This is a genomic window from Pantoea deleyi, assembly GCF_022647325.1.
Classification (GTDB): domain Bacteria; phylum Pseudomonadota; class Gammaproteobacteria; order Enterobacterales; family Enterobacteriaceae; genus Pantoea; species Pantoea deleyi.
Genome location: NZ_CP071405.1, coordinates 3174258 through 3191146, shown reverse-complemented (window position 1 = coordinate 3191146; position 16889 = coordinate 3174258). Strand labels below are relative to the sequence as shown.

The following is a 16889-nucleotide window of genomic DNA, read 5'->3' as shown; positions in this document are numbered from 1 at the left end:
AAATATCACGGATGGATGCTACAATGCGCGCCATCTTAGCACAGGCAGAAGCGGAGTTTGCTGTGAGCGATTTACCGGTCAGCGCGGTGCTGCCTGACCTCCTGGCGGCGCTGAAAGACGCCTCTCAAATCCTGCTGGCCGCCCCCACGGGGGCGGGCAAATCAACCTGGCTGCCGCTGCAGCTGTTACAGCAGGCGGGGCTGCCGGGACGGATCATTATGCTGGAGCCGCGTCGGCTGGCGGCACGTAACGTGGCGCAGCGGCTGGCAGAGCAGCTGGGCGAGCAGCCGGGGGGCACGGTCGGGTTCCGGATGCGTGGCGAAAGCTGCGTCGGGCCCCAGACCCGGCTGGAAGTGGTCACCGAAGGGATGCTCACGCGCCTGCTGCAGCAGGATCCGATGCTGGAGGGCGTGTCGCTGGTGATCCTCGACGAATTTCATGAACGCAGCCTGCAGGCCGATCTGGCGCTGGCGCTGCTGCTCGACGTGCAGCAGGGGCTGCGCGACGATCTGAAGATCCTGCTGATGTCCGCCACGCTGGACAATGCCCGGCTGGCGGCACGGCTGCCCGATGCGCCGCTGATCGTCTCAGAAGGGCGCAGCTATCCGGTCGAGCGGCGCTACGCATCGCTGAATCAGACGGTGCGTTTCGAAGAGGCGGTTGCGCGGGAGGTCGCCCAGCTGTTGCGGGACGAGCGCGGCTCGCTGCTGCTGTTTCTGCCCGGCGTGGCGGAGATCGAGCGGGTGAAGCGCGAGCTGGAATCCCGAATCGGTGACGATGTGGATCTGACTCCGCTCTATGGCGCGCTGCCGCTGGCGGCGCAGCGACAGGCGATTCTGCCCGCTGCCGCCGGACGCCGTAAGGTGGTACTCGCCACCAATATCGCCGAGACGAGCCTGACCATTGAGGGGATCCGTCTGGTGGTCGACAGCGCCCTGGAGCGCAGCGCCCTGTTTGACGCCCGCAGCGGCGTCACGCGCCTGCAGACCCAGCGGATCAGTCAGGCCTCGATGATCCAGCGTGCAGGCCGTGCGGGGCGCCTGATGCCGGGGATCTGCCTGCATTTACTGCCTCAGGAGCAGGCCGCGCGTGCCGCGGCGCAGAGTGAACCGGAGATCGTTAACAGCGATCTCTCGTCGCTGTGGCTGGATCTCCTGCAGTGGGGCTGCACGCAGCCGGAACAACTGCAGTGGCTGGATGCTCCGCCCGTCCGTCATCTGCACGCGGCGCAACAGCAGCTGACCCGGCTGGGCGCGCTGGACAGCCACGGCCTGCTGAATCCGCTGGGACGGCGCATGGCGCAGCTGGGCTGCGATCCCCGCCTGGCGGCGCTGCTCTGTGCCGCAGGAGACGATCCGGATGCGGTCGCCAGCGCCGCGCTGCTGGTGGCGATTCTGGAAGATCCGCCGCGCAGCGGCAGCGCCGATCTGCGTGATGCGCTGCACCGGCCTCAGCCGCAGTGGCAGTGGCGGGCGCAGCAGTGGCAGCAGCGGCTCCGTATCCGGGGCGGTCGGGTCGATGACGATCGCTTTGCCGCCCTGCTGGCGGCAGGATTCGGCGATCGGCTGGCGCGGCGGCGCGATCAGAGCGGACGCTATCAGCTGGCTAACGGGCTGGGCGCCAGGCTTGATGAGCAGGATGGCCTGACGCGCAGTGAATGGCTGATTGTCCCGGCGCTGCTGCAGACCAGCGCTACGCCGGATGCCCGGATGCTGCTGGCGCTGCCGGTCGATATTGACGCCCTGTGCCAGCAGCTACCGGCCCTGGTGGAGCGCCGGACCGAAGTGGAGTGGGATGAAGAGAAAGGCACGCTGCGCGCGTTGAGGCGCGAGCAGATCGGCGCGCTGGTGCTGAAAACGCAGCCGATGGCGCGGCCGGAGCCGGCGGTGCTGCATGCGGCCATGCTGCGCTGGATCGCCGAAAAGGGGCTGTCGGTGCTGGGCTGGACGCCGGAGGCTGAGCAGCTGCGCCTGCGCATCCAGTGCGCGGCGCAGTGGCTGCCGGAAGAGCACTGGCCCGCCACCGATGACAGCACGCTGCTTGAGAGCCTGTCGCAGTGGCTGCTGCCGCAGATGTCAGCCGTACGCGATCTTCGCAGCCTGCAGGCGGTGAACCTGACCACCGCACTCTTACATTTACTCACATGGTCACAGCGCCAGCGGCTGGATAGTGCGCTGCCAACTCATTACACTGTGCCGACCGGAAGCCGGCTGCCCATTCGCTACGATGCGGATAAGCCGCCCGCCCTGGCGGTGCGGATTCAGGAGATGTTTGGCGAAGCGCGTAATCCGGCGGTCGCCGACGGACGCGTTCCGCTGGTGCTGGAGCTGTTATCGCCCGCCCAGCGCCCGCTGCAGATCACCCGCGATCTGGCGGCGTTCTGGCGGGGAGCCTGGCCGGAGGTCAGGAAAGAGATGAAAGGGCGCTATCCTAAACATCTCTGGCCAGAGGATCCGGCCACCGCCTTGCCCACAAGGCGGACCAAAAAAATGTCCCCGCAGGGTTGAGTCCACTGGATCGAATTCAGAGGGTTCTGCCATGCGGCACGCGAGAAAGCAGTTAGAGTAGCGGCGCTGCCGTAAGCACTGCCTGGAGAAGAAAAGTAATGTCTGGGAACGATCGCGAACCAATTGGGCGCAAAGGTAAAGCGTTGCCGCCGCGCAGCAGTACGGGCCGGGGACGACGCAGGGATATCGAACAGGATATCGGTCAGGACGATTTTAATGATGACGAGGAGGAAGCGCCGGTGCCACGTAAAGGTAAAGGTGGAAAACCGCCGCGCGGCAAACGCCGTTGGCTGGGATGGATAATTAAACTGTTCCTGGTGTTTGTGGTGGTGATGGCCGCGTGGGGCATCTACCTCGACTCGGAAATTCGCAGCCGGATCGACGGTAAAGTGTGGCAACTGCCCGCCACCGTCTATGGCCGCATGGTCAGCCTGGAACCGGGCATGGCCTACAACAAAAGTGAAATGGTGGCGCTGCTGGAGGGTACCCAGTATCGCGAAGTCTCCCGGATCACCCGCCCTGGCGAGTTTTCGGTTAAAGGCAACACGATTGAACTGCTGCGTCGTCCGTTTGATTTCCCCGACAGTAAAGAGGGGCAGATCCACGCGCGCATGAGCTTCACGAAGGATGAGCTGAGCGAGATTAAGAACCTCGAAACCGGCCGCGATTTTGGCTTTTTCCGCCTCGATCCGCGCCTGATCACCATGCTGCAGTCACCGAACGGTGAACAGCGACTCTTCGTTCCGCGCAGCGGCTTCCCGGATCTGCTGGTCGATACGCTGATCGCCACCGAAGACCGTCACTTCTACGAGCATGATGGCATCAGCCCCTACTCGATTGGTCGCGCCTTCCTGGCGAACATCACGGCCGGTAAAGCGGTGCAGGGCGGCAGTACCCTGACGCAGCAGCTGGTGAAGAACCTGTTCCTCACCAACGAGCGTTCGCTGTGGCGTAAAGCGCGTGAAGCCTATATGGCGGTGATCATGGATGCGCGCTACAGCAAAGATCGCATTCTGGAGCTTTACCTGAACGAGGTCTATCTCGGTCAGGCGGGCAGCGATCAGATCCGCGGTTTCCCGCTGGCGAGCCTCTACTACTTTGGCCGTCCGGTTGATGAACTGAGTCTGGATCAGCAGGCGATGCTGGTCGGCATGGTGAAAGGGGCGTCACTCTACAATCCGTGGCGCAACCCGAAACTGGCGCTGGAGCGTCGCAACCTGGTGCTGCGTCTGCTGCAGCAGCAGAAAGTGATCGATCAGGAGCTGTATGACATGCTCTCGGCGCGTCCGCTGGGCGTGCAGCCGAAGGGCGGCGTCATCACGCCACAGCCTGCTTTTATGCAGATGGTGCGCAATGAACTGCAGGCGAAGCTGGGCGACAAGGTCAAGGATCTCTCCGGCGTGAAAATCTTCACCACGCTGGATCCGGTCTCCCAGGATGCGGCTGAAAAAGCGGTGATTGATGGCATTCCGACGCTGAAAAAACAGCGTGGCCTGAAAGATCTGGAAACGGCGATGGTGGTGGTCGACCGCTTCAGCGGCGAAGTGCGTGCGATGGTCGGCGGGGCAGATCCGCAGTATGCCGGTTATAACCGTGCGCTGCAGGCGCGCCGCTCTATCGGTTCGCTGGCGAAACCAGCGACCTATCTCACCGCGCTGAGCCAGCCCAACAGCTACCGGCTGAACAGCTGGATTGCGGATGAGCCGATTGCGCTGAAGCAGCCTAACGGCAGCATCTGGAAGCCCATGAACGACGACCGTCGCTTCAGCGGTAAAGTGATGCTGGTGGATGCACTGACCAACTCCATGAACGTTCCGACGGTCAACCTCGGGATGACGCTGGGGCTGGATGCGGTGGTGGAGACATGGAACAAACTGGGCGTGCCGAAAGATCAGCTGCATCCGGTTCCGGCGATGCTGCTGGGTGCCCTGAACCTGACGCCGGTTGAAGTGGCGCAGGCGTTCCAGTCGATCGCCAGCGGCGGCAACCGTGCGTCGCTCTCCGCGGTGCGTTCGGTGATTGCGGAAGATGGCAGCGTGCTCTATCAGAGCTATCCGCAGGCGCAGCGTGTTGAACCGGCGCAGGCCGCTTATCTGACGCTCTACACCATGCAGCAGGTTGCCGATCACGGTACCGCCCGTGCGCTGGGCGCGCGTTTCCCGAATGCGCATCTGGCCGGTAAAACCGGGACCACCAACGACCTGGTCGACAGCTGGTTTGCCGGTATTGATGGCAAAGAAGTGGCGATCACCTGGGTGGGACGCGACAACAACCAGCCGACCAAACTTTACGGCGCCAGCGGGGCGATGCAGCTCTATCGTCGCTACCTGGATATCCAGGCACCAATGCCGTTACAGCTGACGCCGCCGGAAGATGTGTCGATGATGAATGTGGACTCTGCCGGTAACTTCGTCTGCGGCACGGGCAGCAGCACCTGGCGTTCGCTGCCGGTGTGGGCGCTGGATCCAAATGCGCTGTGTCAGCAGCAGCAGCAACAGATTCAGCAGCAGCAACAGCTGTTCGATCAGCAGCAGCAGCAGCAGCAACAACAGCAGCAACAGCAGCCGCAGGAGCAGAAGGATAGCGACGGCGTAGCGGGCTGGATAAAAGATATGTTTGGCAAATAAATCGGTCTGACCGGTTAAAAAGGGCGCTTCGGCGCCCTTTTTTTATGCCTGACGATCCTGCGCGTACTGGCCTGCGCAGGCTGTCACAGCGGGGATTTCCGCTTGCAGTGCCGGAGGCCTTTCGCATATTATCGAAACGTTATAATAATCATTATCGTTTCGATTCGCTTGACTGCGCCTACTGTCCAGAGACACTTTTATGAACGTGCGAACGACTTTTTCTGACAACACCCAAAAAACCTTTTCCCGTCCTCTTCTGGGCATCCTGATCACCCTCAGTCTCAGCGCCAGCCTTCACGCGGCGCAGCCGGAAACCCTGGTCGTCTCGGCCGATGGCGGCAGCGGCGTCGAAGCGGAAAACCCCTGGGGCCCGGCGCCAACGGTAGCGGCCAAACGCAGCGCCACGGGCACCAAAACTGATACGCCGATCGAAAAAAATCCGCAGTCTGTCTCCGTGGTGACCCGCGAAGAGATGGCAATGCGCAACGTCACCAGCGTCAAAGGGGCGTTTAACTACACGCCTGGCGTGCTGACCGGAAACCGTGGCAGCTCAGACGTTTATGATGCCCTGTCGATTCGTGGCTTCAGCGAAACCAATACCAATCAGTATCTCGATGGCCTGAAACTGCAGGGGGATAACTACTCTGAGTTTGCCATTGATCCCTACTTCCTGGAGCGCGCCGAACTGCTGCGCGGTCCGGTTTCGGTGCTGTATGGCAAAAGCAATCCCGGCGGCGTGGTTGCGCTGGTGAGCAAGCGGCCGACGACGGAAACCCTGCGTGAAGTGCAGTTCCAGATGGGCAACGACAATCTCTTCTCGACCGGCTTCGACTTCGGTGGCGCGCTGGATGATGACGGCGTCTACAGCTATCGACTGACCGGCCAGGCGCGCAGTCAGGATGCGCAGCAGGCGATGAACAAAGAGAAGCGCTACACCATCGCTCCCGCGTTCAGCTGGCGTCCCGACGATCGCACCCGCATCGATCTGCTGACCTATTTCCAGAACGAGCCGGAAACCGGCTATTACGGCTGGCTGCCGCGGCAGGGCACCGTCGTGCCTATTACCCGCGCCGACGGCAGCGAGTACAAACTGCCGACTGACTTCGATGAAGGCGAGCAGAGCAACAAAATTTCGCGCACCACCAAAATGGTGGGTTATAACGCTGAGCACAGCCTCAACGACACCTGGACGGTGCGTCAGAATCTGCGTTATGCCGATCTGCGTACCGACTATCGCAGCATCTACGGCAACGGTTTTATCCCGGCTACCCAGGAGATCACCCGTGGCTCCGCGACCTCGCACGAGAAGCTGAACCAGTTCGCGGTGGATAACCAGGCGCAGGCAAAATTTGCTACCGGCCAGGTGGATCATACGCTGCTGCTGGGCGTGGATTATCAGCGAACGCGTAACGATATTGATGCCGCCTTCGGGAGTGCAGCCCCTCTGAATGCCATTAATCCGCAGTACGGCAATGACGCAAATGTCGGGGCACCTTTCCCCTATCAGTATCTGAATAAGCAGGAGCAGACTGGCCTGTATACGCAGGATCAGATGGAGTGGAACCGCTGGGTGCTGACGTTGGGTGGCCGCTACGATTATGCAATGACCTCTGCGCTGAACCGTAATGGTGATTCCGAAATTAAAAACCACGATCAGGCGTTTACCTGGCGCGGGGGTCTTAACTACGTTTTCGACAATGGGATCGCGCCCTATTTCAGCTACAGCGAATCCTTCATTCCTACGGCAGGTACAACATCTGGCGGGCAGCCTTTTGATCCGTCCCGCGCGAAGCAGTATGAAGCGGGGGTGAAATATGTGCCGAAAGATCGTCCGGTGGTGCTTACCGCCGCGCTTTATCAGCTGACGAAAACCAAAAACCTGACTGCCGATCCGAACAATGTGCTTTTCAGCGTGCAGAGCGGTGAAATCCGGTCGCGCGGCGTGGAGCTGGAGGCGAAAGCGGCGCTGAATGCCAACGTTAACCTGACGGCCGCTTACACCTACACCGATGCTGAATACACCAAAGACACGCAGCTGCAGGGCCGGACCCCGGTGAGCGTTCCCGAACACATGGCCTCGCTCTGGAGTGATTATACCTTCCATGAGACCGCCTTGTCGGGCGTGACGGTGGGCGCGGGTGTGCGTTATGTCGGCGAGAGCCAGGGGCTTTACAGCACAGGCGCGCAGCAGAACCAGAACTTTAAGGTAGCCGGTTACACCACGGTGGATGCGGCGCTGAAATATGACCTGGGCCGTTTCGGCCTGCCGGGATCAACCGTCGGCGTCAACGTCAACAATCTGTTCAACCGTGACTACGTCGCCAGCTGCTATCGTGAATACGCCTGCTACTGGGGCGCGGAGCGTAAGATTGTTGGTACCGCGACCTTCAGATTCTGATTTAACCGGGCGCACCAGCGCCCGTTCGTGACAGGGATAACCATGCCGCATCCTCACCCAGAAGAGTCGACCTTTACACTGGACAACGCCGGTTTTGAGGTGCCGGGCCGCACGCTGCTTCAGCCGCTGTCGCTGACCTTTCCGCCGGGCAAAATGACGGCCCTGATCGGTCATAACGGCTCCGGCAAGTCGACGCTGCTGAAGATGCTGGGCCGTCACCATGCGGCCAGCCACGGCGAGGTGCGGCTGAATCAGCAGCCGGTCGGGCTCTGGAGCAGTAAAGCCTTTGCCCGTGAGGTCGCCTATCTGCCACAGCAGTTACCGGCAGCCGAAGGGATGACGGTTCGCGAACTGGTGGCGATTGGCCGCTACCCCTGGCATGGCGCGCTGGGGCGTTTTGGTCAGGAGGATCGCGACAGAGTCGATGAGGCGATTGCGCAGGTCGGGCTGAAGCCCTTTGCCGGACGGCTGGTCGACAGCCTGTCGGGCGGCGAACGTCAGCGCGCCTGGCTGGCAATGATGGTGGCGCAGAACAGCCGCTGTCTGCTGCTGGACGAACCGACGTCGGCGCTGGATATCGCCCATCAGGTCGAGGTGCTGGCGCTGATAAAAACGCTGAGCCAGCAGCGAGGATTAACGGTGATTGCGGTGCTGCACGATATCAATATGGCGGCGCGCTACTGCGATCATCTGGTGGCGCTGCGTCAGGGCGCGATGATCGCCGAGGGTGACGCAGACGCCATTATGCAGGCTGACGTGCTGGCGGCGATTTATGGCATCCCGATGGGCATCCTGCCGCATCCGCAGGGCGGCGCGCCGGTCAGTTTTGTCTGTTAAGGAAGTATGATGCCCGATCTTTATCGCCGCAGGCTGATGCTGGCGCTGGCGGCCTCACCGCTGTTTTGTGCTCTTCCCCTGCGTGCCGCTGCGCCCCAGACCGGTCGTATTATCGCGCTGGAGTGGTTACCCACCGAGCTTCTGCTGGCGCTGGGGATCACGCCATACGGCGTGGCCGATCTGCACAACTACAACATCTGGGTCGGCCAGCCGCCGCTGCCCGCTGGCGTGATCGATGTGGGTCTGCGCACCGAACCGAACCTTGAGCTGATGGCGCAGATGCAGCCGTCGCTGATCCTCTGCTCCAACGGCTACGGCCCCGCGAAAGATAAACTGCAACGCATTGCGCCAGCGATGGGATTCGACCTTCACAGCGGCGACGGTAAGCCCTTGACCGCCGCGCGGGCGTCCCTGCGTCAGCTGGCGGCGCGCCTGGGGATCAGCGACCGCGCGGAGCAGCATCTGCGTGAGGTCGATGCGGAACTGGCGGCGGCGCGTCAGCGGCTGGCACCCTATGCCGGACGCACGATCCTGCTGATGTCGCTGCTCGACAGCCGTCACGCCATCACCTTTGGTAAAAACAGCCTGTTTCTCGAAGTGATGACCCTGCTGGGCCTGAAAAATGGCTGGCACGGCGAAACCAATTTCTGGGGGAGTGCGGTGATCGGCATCGAACAGCTGGCGCAGGTGGGCGACGTCGAGACCCTCTGTTTCGACCATGACAACGACATGGAGATGCAGCAACTGATGCGCAGCCCGCTGTGGCAGGCGCTGCCGTTTGTGCGCAGCGGACGCTTTCAGCGCGTGCCGGCCGTCTGGTATTACGGTGCCACGCTCTCGGCGCTGCACTTTGTTCGCGTGCTGGAACGCGCGCTGGAGAGACACTGATGCGTCATGCTCTGCTTCCCGCTGGCCTCCTGAGCCTGCTGTTTCTGCTGGCGCTGAGCCTCACCCTGACGAATCTGCATCAGGCGCTGCCGCAGGCTGACTGGTGGCAGGCGCTCTGGTCACCGGCCGTCGATAACCTGCCGCAGATGGTGTTTCACTACAGCCTGCTGCCGCGCACGGTGCTGGCGCTGCTGGTGGGCGCCGGTCTGGGCCTGGCCGGTCTGCTGTTTCAGCAGATCCTGCGTAATCCGCTGGCGGAGCCGACCACGCTGGGCGTCTCGTCCGGCGCCCAGCTGGGTATTACTGTCGCCACGCTGTGGCATCTGCCGGGCGGGGTGCTGGCGCAGCAGTTTGCGGCGCTGAGCGGTGCGCTGCTGGTGGGCGCTATGGTCTTTGGCGTCGCCTGGGGCCGACGGCTGTCGCCCGTCACGCTGATCCTGGCCGGGCTGGTGCTGAGCCTCTACAGCGGTGCGGTTAATCAGATCTTTGCGATCTTCAATCACGATCAGCTGCAGAACATGTTTCTCTGGAGCACCGGTGCGCTGAATCAGATGGGCTGGGAGAATGTGCAGCAGCTCTGGCCGCGCCTGCTGCTGGCGTTTGTCGTGGCGCTGGCGCTGCTGCGTCCGCTGACGCTGATGGGGCTGGATGACACGGTGGCGAAAAATCTGGGGCTGTCACTGTCGATCGCGCGGATTGGCGGGCTGGGGCTGGCGATCCTGCTCAGCGCCCAGCTGGTGAACGTCGCCGGGATTATTGGCTTTATCGGGCTGTTTGCGCCGCTGCTGGCGAAGCTGCTGGGCGGACGGCGGCTCATCAGCCGGATGATACTGGCGCCGCTGACGGGGGCGCTGCTGCTCTGGCTGGCGGACAGTTGTGTGCTGTGGCTCAGCCAGCACTGGCGCGACATCCCGACCGGCACGGCCACGGCTCTGCTCGGCGTCCCCCTTCTTCTGTGGCTGCTGCCGCGCCTGCGCACCGGCTCTGTGCCACCCGCGCTGCATCAGGGCGACAGGGTGCCCGCCGAGCGGCAGAACCTGCTGCGCTGGCTGCTGATCGGCCTGATTGTGCTGGGGCTGCTGGTATGGGGCGGGCTGGCGTTCGGGCGTGATGCGCTGGGCTGGCGTGTCTCCGCCGGTGAGCTGCTGCACGCGCTGCTTCCGTGGCGTGCACCACGGGTGCTGGCCGCGCTGGTGACTGGTCTGATGCTGGGCGTGGCCGGGAGTCTGATCCAGCGGCTGACCGGCAATCCTATGGCCAGTCCGGAAGTGCTGGGTATCAGTTCGGGCGCCGCCTGCGGCGTCGTCGTCATGATGTTTTTTGTCCCCGGTGATGCCGTAGCCTGGCTGCTGCCCGCCGGGGCGCTGGGTGCGGCGCTGACGCTGCTGGTGATCATGGCGGTCGCCAGCCGGGGCGGCTTCGCGCCGGAGCGGCTGCTGCTGGCGGGTATGGCGCTCAACAGCGCCTTTGTCACGCTGCTGATGCTGCTGCTGGCCAGCGGCGATCCGCGAATGGGCGGGCTGCTGACCTGGATCTCCGGTTCGACCTATAACATCAGCGGGACGCAGGCGATCCAGAGCGCGTTCTGCGCACTGCTGCTGGTGGGGCTGGCTCCACTGGCCACACGCTGGCTGACGCTGCTGCCGCTGGGCAGCGCGACCGCACGGTCGGCAGGCATGGCGTTAACGCCTGCGCGGCTGAGCCTGCTGCTGCTGGCCGCGGCGCTGACCGCCAGCGCGACCCTGACTATCGGTCCGCTGAGTTTTGTCGGTTTGATGGCGCCGCACATGGCGCGGATGCTGGGCTTCCGGCGAGCCCTGCCGCAGCTGCTGCTGTCGGGGCTGCTGGGTGGTGGTTTGATGGTGCTGGCGGACTGGTGCGGCCGGATGCTGGCGTTCCCGGATCAGATCCCGGCCGGGCTGATGGCGACGTTTTTAGGTGCGCCCTACTTTATCTGGCTGCTCAGGCGTTCGGGTTAAGAGGACAAAGCAGGCCGGTTTCAGAGGGCGGCCCGATCCAGCTCAGGGGGGTCTGACAACAACAGAGACGCTCAATGCGTCGGGTCAGCGTAGAAAAGCGTCGCAGGCACAGCGCGGGACGGATGAAGCGGGGATGACGGCTTGCGCGCCTTTCCGGCGGGACCCTGTCTCCTGTGCTGCCACCCTCACACACCCGAGCGGGGCAAACCTGATCAAAGCAAAAGACCGGCTGCTGCCGGTCTTTGTCTTTTACGCTGATGAAATTACAGCTTCGCGAAACAGCGACGCGCGGCGTCGACGGTGTGCTGAATATCCGCTTCGCTGTGGGCCAGCGACATAAAGCCCGCTTCATAGGCTGAGGGCGCAAAGTAAACGCCTTCTTCCAGCATCAGGTGGAAGAAGGTTTTAAAGCGCTCCACGTCGCAGCGTGTCACATCGGCGTAAGAGGTCACGCTGTCAGCTTCGGTGAAGAACAGGCCGAACATGCCGCCAACGTGGTTAATCACCAGCGGGATATTCTGCTGCCGGGCGGCCTCGCGCAGACCTTCCGCCAGCTGGCGGGTCAGGGCATCCAGTTTCTCATGGGTGCCCGGCTGCGCGATCTGCGACAGGCAGGCGTAGCCCGCAGCCATCGCGATCGGGTTACCGGAGAGCGTGCCCGCCTGATAAACCGGCCCGGTCGGGGCCAGCGCGGCCATCACGTCGCGACGGCCACCGAAGGCGCCGACCGGCATCCCGCCACCGATGATTTTTCCGAGGCAGGTCAGATCGGGACGCACGTGGTAATGCGCCTGGGCACCGCCCAGCGCAACGCGGAAACCGGTCATCACTTCATCGATAATCAGCAGCGCGCCGAACTCATCGCAGATCGCACGCAGGCCCGGCAGGAAGTCCGGCTGTGGCGGAATGCAGTTCATGTTGCCGGCGACCGGCTCCACGATAATAGCCGCGATATCTTCAGGATATTGCGCAAAGGCGCTGCGTACCGAATCGAGATCGTTAAAGGTGCAGGTCAGGGTATGTTTGGCGAAATCGGCCGGAACGCCCGGCGAGTTTGGCTGACCCAGCGTCAGTGCACCGGATCCGGCCTTCACCAGCAGGTGGTCGGCGTGGCCGTGGTAGCAGCCCTCAAACTTGATGATTTTATCGCGCCCGGTAAAGCCACGCGCCAGGCGGATGGCGCTCATGGTTGCTTCGGTGCCGGAGTTCACCATCCGCACCATCTCCATGCTCGGCACCAGCTCGCACACCAGCTGCGCCATCGTCACTTCCATTTCGGTCGGTGCGCCAAAGCTTAGCCCGCGCTGCGCGGCTTCGATCACCGCATCGCGGATTGCGCGGTTGTTATGGCCCAGCACCATCGGGCCCCAGGATCCGACATAGTCGATATAGGCTTTGCCATCGGCGTCATAGAGGTAAGCGCCATCGGCATGTTCAATAAACAGCGGAACGCCGCCCACACCGGTAAATGCGCGTACTGGCGAGTTTACCCCACCCGGGATCAGGCGTTGTGCCTCGGCAAACAGTTGTTCGGACTTACTCATTTTCGGCTCCAGCGGTTCAGAAAAATATCGCCCCATTCTACGGAAGAGGGGCAGCAGACGGAAGGCAGATTCACCCGCAGCGCCCTTTAGCGCGCGGAAAGCGGCACAGAGTGCGAAGGGCAGAGCTTGATTGCGCTGAGGTGCTGACTGATAATAGCGTAATTGAGGTCGTTTTCTGACCTGGGCGTTTACCGGAGTAAAACATGAGTGATGAAGTAGCAGCACTGCCGTTGCAGTTTACCGACGCCGCAGCCACCAAGGTGAAGAACCTGATTGCCGACGAAGAGAACCCGGCGCTGAAACTGCGCGTTTATATCACCGGTGGCGGTTGCAGCGGTTTCCAGTATGGCTTCACCTTTGATGACCAGCTGAACGATGGCGATATGACGATTGAAAAGCAGGGCGTCTCCCTGGTCGTTGACCCGATGAGCCTGCAGTATCTGGTGGGCGGTTCGGTGGATTATACGGAAGGTCTGGAAGGTTCGCGCTTTATCGTGACCAACCCGAATGCCAAAACCACCTGCGGGTGTGGCTCCTCCTTCAGTATCTGATCGTGCAGGCCGTCATCCAGACGGCCTTGCTTACCATTCGATCGTAATCAGCCGATTACGCTGCGTTACGCTTCCCTGCCTCTGAATCTGACTCTCTGTCACGCGCGGCTGCGCATCCGGCTGTCTGCCACAGGCTATCTGCGGCGCGGGCTGGCGCGGAGCCGTGCTGATTTCACAGCGTGAATAGATAACAAGTCTGGCACCGATAGAGCCATTAATCGATCCCGCAATCGCCGTACCGGCGAGCGATAGCCCTATGGCCAGCAGCAGTGCTCTGGTCATATTCAGTTCCTGGTGTCGTAAAGGCGCATAAGCGCTGAAAGGACGGCGAGCATACGTGGCGCGTCCGTCTCTGTTAGTGTTTAACGGCAAAAACTGTAGGGACTTTAATCAATTTGTGGATTTAGTGCTCAGGATGCAGGGCCGCACAGAGCTGCCGGGCCGCCAGCAGCAGACGCGGGCCTGGCCGGCTGAGCCAGTCTTCGTTGATGGCGATCACCGGCACGCTGAGCTGAGGCTGCCAGAATGCGCGGATGTTCTCCGCCTGGCGGGCGCTACCCGCGATCACAATCGCCTGCGGATGGCGCATCAGCACCTGCTCGCGGCTGACCTGCGGCCAGCTGACGCGGCTCTCTGCAAAGATGTTGCTGCCGCCGCATAACCTGATCACCGCATCCTGCAGCGTGGCACCGGAGGCCGTAAACAGCGGCTGCTGACCAAACTGCAGAAAAAGCGGAACGGCGGTGAGGTGACCGTAGCGCTGACGCAGCGCGTCTGCCTGCCCGCGCAGCTGCTGTGCAGCCTGCCTGGCCTGGCCCGGCTCCGGGCTCCAGCGGCCCAGATCGGCCAGCGCCGTGAACATCTCATCCAGCGTCTGCGGATCGATCCATTTCACGGTCACCCCGAGCTGCTGCAGCTGCGCAATCTGACGCTGCGGATTGCCCCCGCGCCAGGCCAGCACCAGATCCGGCTTCAGCTGCAGAATACGTTCGGCCCGGATGCCCTGCCAGTTCGCGACCTGTTCAATCTGTTTCGCCTGCGGCGGATAGTCGGACCAGGCGCTGACCGCAATCGGGGTGATCCCGGCGGCAAAGGCGAGTTCGGTCAGGTGGGGGGCGAGGGTGATCACACGGGGCGGGGAGGCGAGCAGGCTGCCGCTGAACAGCAGCAGCCAGCAGAAGAGCAGCGTTTTAGCCACGCGCCAGATGCGCCAGCAGGTTCTCCACCATCAGCGAAGATTGCTTCGCCGCAACGCTCAAGAACTCATCGAAGCTGAGGTGAGATTCCTGATCGGCGACGTCGGAGATGGCGCGCACCACCACGAACGGCACCTGGAACTGGTGGCAGACGTGGCCGATCGCGGTCGCTTCCATCTCAACGGCAATCGCCTGCGGGAACTGATGACGGATACGCGCCAGCGGCGCTGCACCGTTGATAAAGGCATCACCACTCACCACCAGTCCGCGCACGGCATTCAGGTTCAGCTGTTTGATGCAGGCTTCCGCCGCTGCGACAAGCGTGCTGTCGGCAACAAAGGCGGCCGGACAACCTGCCATCTGGCCTGGCTCATACCCAAACGCGGTAACGTCCGCATCGTGATAGCGCACCTCTTCGGACACCACGATATCGCCAACGCTGAGAGTGGCGGCTAAGCCGCCCGCCGAACCGGTGTTGATCACCACGTCGGGCTTGCAGAGCTGCAGCAGCAGCGTGGTGCCCAGCGCGGCCGAGGTTTTACCAATGCCCGATTTCAGCAGTGCCACCTCAACACCCTGCAGGGTGCCGGTGTAAATTTCGCAACCGGCCAGCGACAGCGTCTGACGGTTTTCAATTTTGTCGCGCAGCAGGGTAACTTCCTGCTCCATCGCGCCGATGATGCCTGCTTTCATAATGAGTTCCGCTAATGTAAAGATTCAAAATTTAGGGCATAGTCTAACATGGCAGTCCGGGGATTAATTCACGAAAAAGTCAGGGGTAATTCATGTCGGCGATCAATTTCAGGAAGAAGATCAGCTTCTCGCGCCCTTATACCAGTCGTAAAGATCCGGAAGGCGAATATTACATTACGCGTCATTTTGAGAGCGACCGCGGACGGATTATCAATTCCGCCGCCATCCGCCGCCTGCAGCAGAAAACGCAGGTCTTTCCGCTGGAGCGCAACGCCGCCGTCCGCTCCCGCCTGACGCACTCGCTGGAGGTGCAGCAGACCGGCCGTTACATCACTAAAGAGATCCTGCAAACCCTGAAGATGCAGGGCGGGCTGGCGCAGTATGGCCTGGATGAGCTGGAAGGGGCGTTTGAAAGCCTGATAGAGATGGCCTGCCTGCTTCACGACGTCGGCAACCCGCCGTTTGGTCATTTTGGCGAGGCGGCCATTAACGACTGGTTCGAAGAGCACCTCGCCGCCGAGCTGGTGGACCCGCTGGTGGCGGGCGTGGAAGGCGAGGAGCAGCGCAGGGCATTCGATCAACTCAATGCGATGATTCGCCAGGATCTCTGCCATTTCGAGGGCAACGCGCAGGCTATCCGCATGGTGCACACGCTGCTGCAACTCAATCTCAGCTATTCGCAGGTCGCCTGCATCCTGAAATATACCGCACCCGCCTGGTGGCAGGGTGAAAAGCCCGCCGAATTTAGCGTATTAATGAAAAAGCCGGGCTTTTATCTCTCCGAGCAGGATTATATTGCTGACCTGCGCGCCGCCACCAATATGGAAGAACATCATCGCTTTCCGCTCACCTATATAATGGAAGCCGCCGATGATATCTCCTACTGTATTGCAGATTTGGATGATGCTGTAGAAAAAGATATCTTTAATGTTGAAAGTTTGTATGAGTTTCTGAATAAAGCCTGGGGACCGGTTAAAAATAATGACGCTTTCAGCCGGACGATTGGCGAAGCCTGGCGTGAAGCCTGCAGTAAAAAACGCCGCAGCCGCAGCGATCAATTTTTTATGTCATTACGCGTAAATGTTCAGAGCGTACTGGTCAGCTACGCCGTGAAACGTTTTGTCGATAATCTGCCGGCCATATTCGCGGGAAGTTTCAATCATGCGCTGCTGGAAGATGAGGGAGAGGAGGGGCGTCTGCTGCAGCTGTTCAAGACCGTCGCGCGCCAGCAGGTGTTTAACCACTCGGAAGTCGAGCAGCTGGAGCTGCAGGGCTATCGGGTGATCAGAGGCTTACTGGAGATCTACGCGCCGCTGATGCGCCTGAATTACGAAGCCTTTACCACGCTGATAAATGAAGATTTCCTGCGCCAGCACCCGATCGAAACCCGGCTTTTCCATAAGCTCTCCGGCAAACATCGCAAAGCGTATCTGCATAAGATGCGTAATCTGGTGGTGGAACATAAATATCAACGGCTGTTGTGGGAGCGTTATTATCGCTTCCGGCTTATTCAGGATTATATCAGCGGAATGACCGACCTCTACGCCTGGGATGAGTACCGCCGACTGATGGCCGTAGAATAAGCCACCGATTGTAAAGAGCGCGAATAAATTTTTACCTTTAGCTTAAACTTTTAAAGGAACTTCGCGCTAAAACATTTATCTCACCT

The 16889-nt window shown here is 61.4% G+C and carries 12 protein-coding genes; 8 read left to right on the top strand and 4 right to left on the bottom strand.

Features of this window, described 5'->3' with window-relative positions; all coding sequences use genetic code 11:
* Positions 1-23: 23 nt before the first annotated feature.
* From hrpB to fhuB, 6 genes are all read left to right on the top strand, one after another.
* Positions 24-2507, top strand: a complete 2484-nt coding sequence (gene hrpB, locus J1C59_RS15135) for an ATP-dependent helicase HrpB (RefSeq protein ID WP_140917015.1) — start codon at positions 24-26, stop codon at positions 2505-2507.
* Positions 2508-2605: 98 nt separating this feature from the next.
* Complete coding sequence (gene mrcB / locus J1C59_RS15130; RefSeq protein ID WP_128086706.1) at positions 2606-5134, top strand: bifunctional glycosyl transferase/transpeptidase; 2529 nt, start codon at positions 2606-2608, stop codon at positions 5132-5134.
* 199 nt (positions 5135-5333) lie between these two features.
* On the top strand, positions 5334-7532 hold the full coding sequence (fhuA, locus tag J1C59_RS15125; protein ID WP_140917014.1) for a ferrichrome porin FhuA: 2199 nt from the start codon (positions 5334-5336) through the stop codon (positions 7530-7532).
* Positions 7533-7574: 42 nt separating this feature from the next.
* Entirely contained in the window at positions 7575-8369 is a 795-nt protein-coding gene (fhuC, locus tag J1C59_RS15120; RefSeq protein ID WP_128086707.1) for a Fe3+-hydroxamate ABC transporter ATP-binding protein FhuC, read from the top strand.
* Positions 8370-8378: 9 nt separating this feature from the next.
* On the top strand, positions 8379-9257 hold the full coding sequence (fhuD, locus tag J1C59_RS15115; protein WP_140917043.1) for a Fe(3+)-hydroxamate ABC transporter substrate-binding protein FhuD: 879 nt from the start codon (positions 8379-8381) through the stop codon (positions 9255-9257).
* Positions 9257-11236, top strand: a complete 1980-nt coding sequence (gene fhuB / locus J1C59_RS15110; protein WP_140917013.1) for a Fe(3+)-hydroxamate ABC transporter permease FhuB — start codon at positions 9257-9259, stop codon at positions 11234-11236. Before fhuD ends, fhuB begins: the two co-directional genes overlap by 1 nt.
* A gap of 263 nt (positions 11237-11499) precedes the next feature.
* On the opposite strand, the gene hemL is transcribed toward fhuB, so the two are convergent.
* Complete coding sequence (gene hemL, locus J1C59_RS15105; protein WP_140917012.1) at positions 11500-12780, bottom strand: glutamate-1-semialdehyde 2,1-aminomutase; 1281 nt, start codon at positions 12778-12780, stop codon at positions 11500-11502.
* Between the two features lie 203 nt (positions 12781-12983).
* Here hemL and erpA point away from each other — a divergent pair, with 203 nt between their 5' ends.
* Positions 12984-13331, top strand: coding sequence for an iron-sulfur cluster insertion protein ErpA (gene erpA, locus J1C59_RS15100; RefSeq protein ID WP_111140272.1), 348 nt, complete (start codon positions 12984-12986; stop codon positions 13329-13331).
* 30 nt (positions 13332-13361) lie between these two features.
* On the opposite strand, the gene J1C59_RS15095 is transcribed toward erpA, so the two are convergent.
* The 3 genes from J1C59_RS15095 to mtnN form a co-directional block, all read right to left on the bottom strand.
* Positions 13362-13613, bottom strand: coding sequence for a hypothetical protein (locus J1C59_RS15095; protein ID WP_128084911.1), 252 nt, complete (start codon positions 13611-13613; stop codon positions 13362-13364).
* 121 nt (positions 13614-13734) lie between these two features.
* Positions 13735-14529, bottom strand: a complete 795-nt coding sequence (gene btuF / locus J1C59_RS15090) for a vitamin B12 ABC transporter substrate-binding protein BtuF (protein ID WP_128084912.1) — start codon at positions 14527-14529, stop codon at positions 13735-13737.
* Entirely contained in the window at positions 14522-15220 is a 699-nt protein-coding gene (gene mtnN / locus J1C59_RS15085) for a 5'-methylthioadenosine/S-adenosylhomocysteine nucleosidase (protein WP_128084913.1), read from the bottom strand. Before mtnN ends, btuF begins: the two co-directional genes overlap by 8 nt.
* Before the next feature lie 92 nt (positions 15221-15312).
* Here mtnN and dgt point away from each other — a divergent pair, with 92 nt between their 5' ends.
* The gene (gene dgt / locus J1C59_RS15080) at positions 15313-16803 is read left to right on the top strand and encodes a dGTPase (protein WP_128084914.1); all 1491 of its coding nucleotides are present in this window, start codon (positions 15313-15315) and stop codon (positions 16801-16803) included.
* Positions 16804-16889 lie beyond the last annotated feature (86 nt).